Origin of the sequence: uncultured Selenomonas sp. (assembly GCA_905372355.1) — a bacterium.
GTDB lineage: Bacteria > Bacillota > Negativicutes > Selenomonadales > Selenomonadaceae > Selenomonas.
Genome location: CAJPOT010000035.1, coordinates 1 through 4,079, shown reverse-complemented (window position 1 = coordinate 4,079; position 4,079 = coordinate 1). Strand labels below are relative to the sequence as shown.

The following is a 4,079-nucleotide window of genomic DNA, read 5'->3' as shown; positions in this document are numbered from 1 at the left end:
GTCAGATTGGCGTAGATTTTTTCGTCCGATTGAGGAGGCAAACCGGACGCATAGCAAAAGCTATGTGGAGGATTTGCCGACAAAAAGCGGGCAAAAAAGATGCGCTAAGATGGCGGTGCTGAATTTATCAGTGCTTCCCTGATTCGCCCAAAGGGGAGGGCGTACAGGGGATGGACGCGGAGGGAAAGGGGTATAGAGAAACATGAAGGATGAAATCTTTAGTGTGCTCCAACGCGTCGGGCGCAGCTTCATGCTGCCGGTCGCGATCCTGCCGATTGCAGGTATCCTGCTCGGCATCGGCGCGTCGTTCACGAACCCGACGACGATCGAGACGTACGGGCTCGGCGGTGTCCTCGGTGCGGGCACGGCACTGCATTCACTGCTCTCGATCATGGCAAGTGCAGGCAGCACGATCTTCGGCAATTTGCCGATCATCTTCGCGGTCGGTGTCGCCATCGGCATGGCAAAGGCGGAGAAGGAGGTCGCGGCACTCTCGGCGATGATCGCGTTCTTCGTCATGCACACCGCCTGCAACGCAATGCTGAAAATCGGCGGACAGATCCTGCCGGACGGCTCGATTGCACCGACGGTCCTCGAAGGCACGATTGCCGCCTCCTGCGGCATCATGTCATTCCAGATGGGCGTGTTCGGCGGCATCATCGTCGGCATCGGCGTGGCGTGGCTGCACAACAAGTATCATAAGATCGTTCTGCCGAATGCACTCTCCTTCTTCGGCGGTTCGCGCTTCGTCCCCATCATCTCGACGATTGTCTTCCTCTTTGTCGGCATCGCGATGTACTTCCTCTGGCCGCTCGCCCAGCAGGGCATCTTCGCCCTCGGCAGTCTTGTCACGGGTACGGGCTACATCGGCACGCTGATCTTCGGCATCGTCAAGCGTGCACTCATCCCGTTCGGTCTGCACCACGTCTTCTACCTGCCGTTCTGGCAGACGGGCGTCGGCGGCTCAATGATGATCGACGGGCAGCTCATCCAGGGCGGTCAGAACATCTTCTTTGCACAGCTCGCCTCCCCGAACGTCGCGCATTTCAGTGCGGACGCGACGCGGTATTTCTCGGGCGAGTTCATCTTTATGATCTTCGGTCTGCCGGGCGCGGCACTCGCAATGTATCACTGCGCACGTCCCGAGAAAAAGGCGGTCGCGCGCGGACTTCTGCTCTCGGCGGCGCTCACCTGTATGCTCACAGGAATCACGGAGCCGATCGAGTTCTCCTTCCTCTTCGTGGCTCCCGCACTTTTCGCCGTGCAGGTCGCACTCGCGGGCGCAGCATACATGATCGCGCACATGCTGAACATCGCCGTGGGACTTACGTTCTCGGGCGGTCTGCTTGACTTCTTCATCTTCGGTATTTTGCAGGGTGAGACAAAGACGAGCTGGATGTACGTCATCCCCGTCGGCGTGATCTACTTCTTCCTCTACTATTTCATCTTCCGCTGGATGATTCAGCACTTCAACTTCAAGACGCCGGGCCGCGAGGACGACGACGAGGAGACGAAGCTCTTCACAAAGGCGGACTATCAGGCACGCGAGGGTGCGGGCGGATCTGCCGCCGACGGAGCTTCGGGCGACGCAAAGAGCGCTGCGATCGCGCGCGGGCTCGGCAGCAAGCGCAACATCACGTCCGTCGACTGCTGCGCAACGCGTCTGCGCTGCTCCGTGGCAGACTCCTCACTTGTAAATGAAAAACTGCTCAAGGCGACGGGCGCGGTCGGCGTCATCGTCAAGGGCACGGGCGTGCAGGTCATCTACGGACCGCAGGTCGCCGTCATCAAGTCGAACCTCGAGACCTATCTTGAGACAGCCCCCGATGTCGAGCCGGAGGACGATGCGCCTGCCACAGCACCCACCGAAGAAAAACCGGCAGCGGAGGCAAAGGCAGCGGCTCCCGCAGGCGAGGGACGCACACTTTGCAGCCCCGTCACGGGCACGGTGCATCCGATCACGGAGGCGCCCGACGAGGCGTTTGCGAGCAAGATGATGGGCGACGGCTTCTTCATCTACCCGAGCAAAGGCGAGGTGCTTGCGCCCGACGACGGCGAGGTGGTCTTCGTCTTTGACACGAAGCATGCCATCGGCATGAAGAGCGCGGACGGCACAGAGTACCTGCTCCACATTGGCGTGGATACGGTCGCGCTTGGCGGCAAGGGCTTCAATGTCTTTGTTGAGTCGGGACAGCAGGTGAAGAAGGGCGACAAGCTCATGGAGTTCGACATCGACTACATTCGTGAGAATGCGAAATCCGATGCCTGCCTTGTGATCTTCACAGGACTGCCCGAAGGTACGAGCATCAAGATGACCGCCACGGGCGAGGTCAGCGCACTCGATCCGGTCGCAAAGGTGTGAATTTTTATTGGTTGACGGCTCCCCAACGACACAACTGCCGCGACACAAAAGGACGCCGCTCCCGATCATGGGAACGGCGTTCTTTTTGTATGCTCTTTACTTGATAAACCCGACCTGCTTGCAGATCTCCGCGCACGCTTTTTCCTTGCGTTCGTTGAAGATCACCTTGTTCTCCTCGAAGATGTTGTGCCCGTGACTGTCGATGGAGACGATGAGGGGGCCAAACTCCTTCACCTTGCACGTCCAGAGTGTCTCCGGCATGCCAAGGTCGAGCCAATTCGCATCGACGATCTCCTCGACGCACGCGGCGGCGACGACAGCGCAACCCGCAGGGAATACGCAGTGGAGTGCCTTGTGGTCGCGGCAGCCGCGCATCGTGCCGTCCTTCATGCCGCCCTTGCCGATGATCAGGCGCACGCCCGTCTCCGCGATGAATGCCTCCTCGAATTTCTCCATGCGCATGCTGGTTGTGGGACCGACTGTGACCATTTCATACTTCCCCTCACCGTGCTTGCGGATGATCGGCCCCGCGTGGAGAATCGCGCCGTCCTTTACGTCGACGGGGAGCTTTCGTCCCTCCTCAATGACGCGGCGATGCGCCACGTCGCGGCAGGTTGTGAGATACCCCGTGAGGTAGATCACGTCACCGACGTTGATGTCCGCGAGATCTTCGGGCTGAATCGGGGTTGTCAGAACTTTCTTCTCCATTAGAAATCCACCTCCGCGTGCGAGAGAATCCTATAGTCGAGGTTCTTGTCAAAGACGATGTGACCGCGCCTGTGTGACCAGCAGCCGACGTTCACGGCGACGCCGATCACGGACGGATGGCGCGCGCTGTTCTCGATGTTGACGCCGAGGACGGAGTGCTTGCCCATCAGTCCCTGCGGACCGAGACCGATGGCGTTGATGCCGTCCTCAAGCAGCTGCTCCATCTTGGCGGCGCGCGGGTTCGGATTGTGCGAGCCGATCGGGCGCATGAGCGCCTTCTTCGAATGGAGCGCCGCAACCTCGACCGACGTGCCGACACCGACACCGACGAGGAGCGGCGGGCAGGCGTTCAGCCCGTAGCTCGTCATGACATCGAGAACGAAGCGCGTCACGCCCTCGTAGCCCTCGCCCGGCATGAGCACCATCGCCTTGCCCGGCAGCGTGCAGCCGCCGCCCGCCATGTACGTATGGATCTCGATGTCGTCACGCTCGGGCACGATCTCCCAGAAAATCGAGGGAATCTGCTTGCCGACGTTCTTGCCTGTGTTGAACTCGTCAAACGTCTCCACGGCGTTGTGGCGCAACGGAGCATCCACCGTCGCCTGCACGACCGCCGCGTGCAGGATCTCCGCCATCTCAGCCATGTACGGAAAGTTCGACCCGCATTTGAGAAAGAACTGCGCCGCACCCGTGTCCTGACAGCTCGGGCGGTTCAGCTTCACCGCAAGTTCCTGATTCCTTTCCATCGTCTCGTAGATGGACTTCGCAAGAGGAGCGTCCTCCTGCGCGGCGAGTTCCGCGATCTTTGCGCGCACATCGTCCGGCAGCCGCTTGCCCGTGTACGCCACGAATTTCGCGAGTACGTCCTGCATATGCGCAGAGGCTTCCGCTTTCGTCATAGAAATCTCTCCTTTATCCTAGGGAACCACTGATAAATTCAGCACCATCATCTTAGCGCATCTTTTTTGCCCGCTTTTCGTCGGCAAATCCTCCACATAGCTTTGGCTAT

5 protein-coding genes are annotated in these 4,079 nt (G+C 59.8%); 2 read left to right on the top strand and 3 right to left on the bottom strand.

Features of this window, described 5'->3' with window-relative positions; all coding sequences use genetic code 11:
* Both QZ177_RS10365 and QZ177_RS10360 read left to right on the top strand, forming a co-directional pair.
* A partial coding sequence (locus QZ177_RS10365) for a secretion protein HlyD (RefSeq protein WP_294177410.1) occupies positions 1-142 on the top strand: 142 nt, incomplete at its 5' end.
* Between the two features lie 60 nt (positions 143-202).
* Positions 203-2,362 carry a PTS transporter subunit IIABC gene (locus QZ177_RS10360; RefSeq protein WP_294177406.1) on the top strand — a complete coding sequence of 720 codons (2,160 nt, stop codon included), beginning with the start codon at positions 203-205 and terminating at the stop codon, positions 2,360-2,362.
* Positions 2,363-2,458: 96 nt separating this feature from the next.
* Here QZ177_RS10360 and ttdB read toward each other — a convergent pair whose 3' ends face one another.
* From ttdB to QZ177_RS10345, 3 genes are all read right to left on the bottom strand, one after another.
* Positions 2,459-3,070 (bottom strand): L(+)-tartrate dehydratase subunit beta, encoded by a 612-nt coding sequence (gene ttdB, locus QZ177_RS10355; protein ID WP_006305671.1) that lies wholly within the window; start codon positions 3,068-3,070, stop codon positions 2,459-2,461.
* Positions 3,070-3,969, bottom strand: a complete 900-nt coding sequence (ttdA, locus tag QZ177_RS10350) for a L(+)-tartrate dehydratase subunit alpha (RefSeq protein WP_006305670.1) — start codon at positions 3,967-3,969, stop codon at positions 3,070-3,072. The genes ttdB and ttdA overlap by 1 nt, the downstream gene beginning before the upstream one ends.
* Positions 3,970-3,987: 18 nt before the next feature.
* Positions 3,988-4,079: secretion protein HlyD (locus QZ177_RS10345; protein WP_294177408.1), on the bottom strand; the 92-nt coding region annotated here is incomplete at its 5' end.

Coding starts and splice junctions, on each gene's coding strand:
- QZ177_RS10360 (WP_294177406.1), top strand. CDS start 203: ATGAAGGATGAAATCTTTAGTGTGCTCCAACGCGTCGGGCGCAGCTTC.
- ttdB (WP_006305671.1), bottom strand. CDS start 3,070: ATGGAGAAGAAAGTTCTGACAACCCCGATTCAGCCCGAAGATCTCGCG.
- ttdA (WP_006305670.1), bottom strand. CDS start 3,969: ATGACGAAAGCGGAAGCCTCTGCGCATATGCAGGACGTACTCGCGAAA.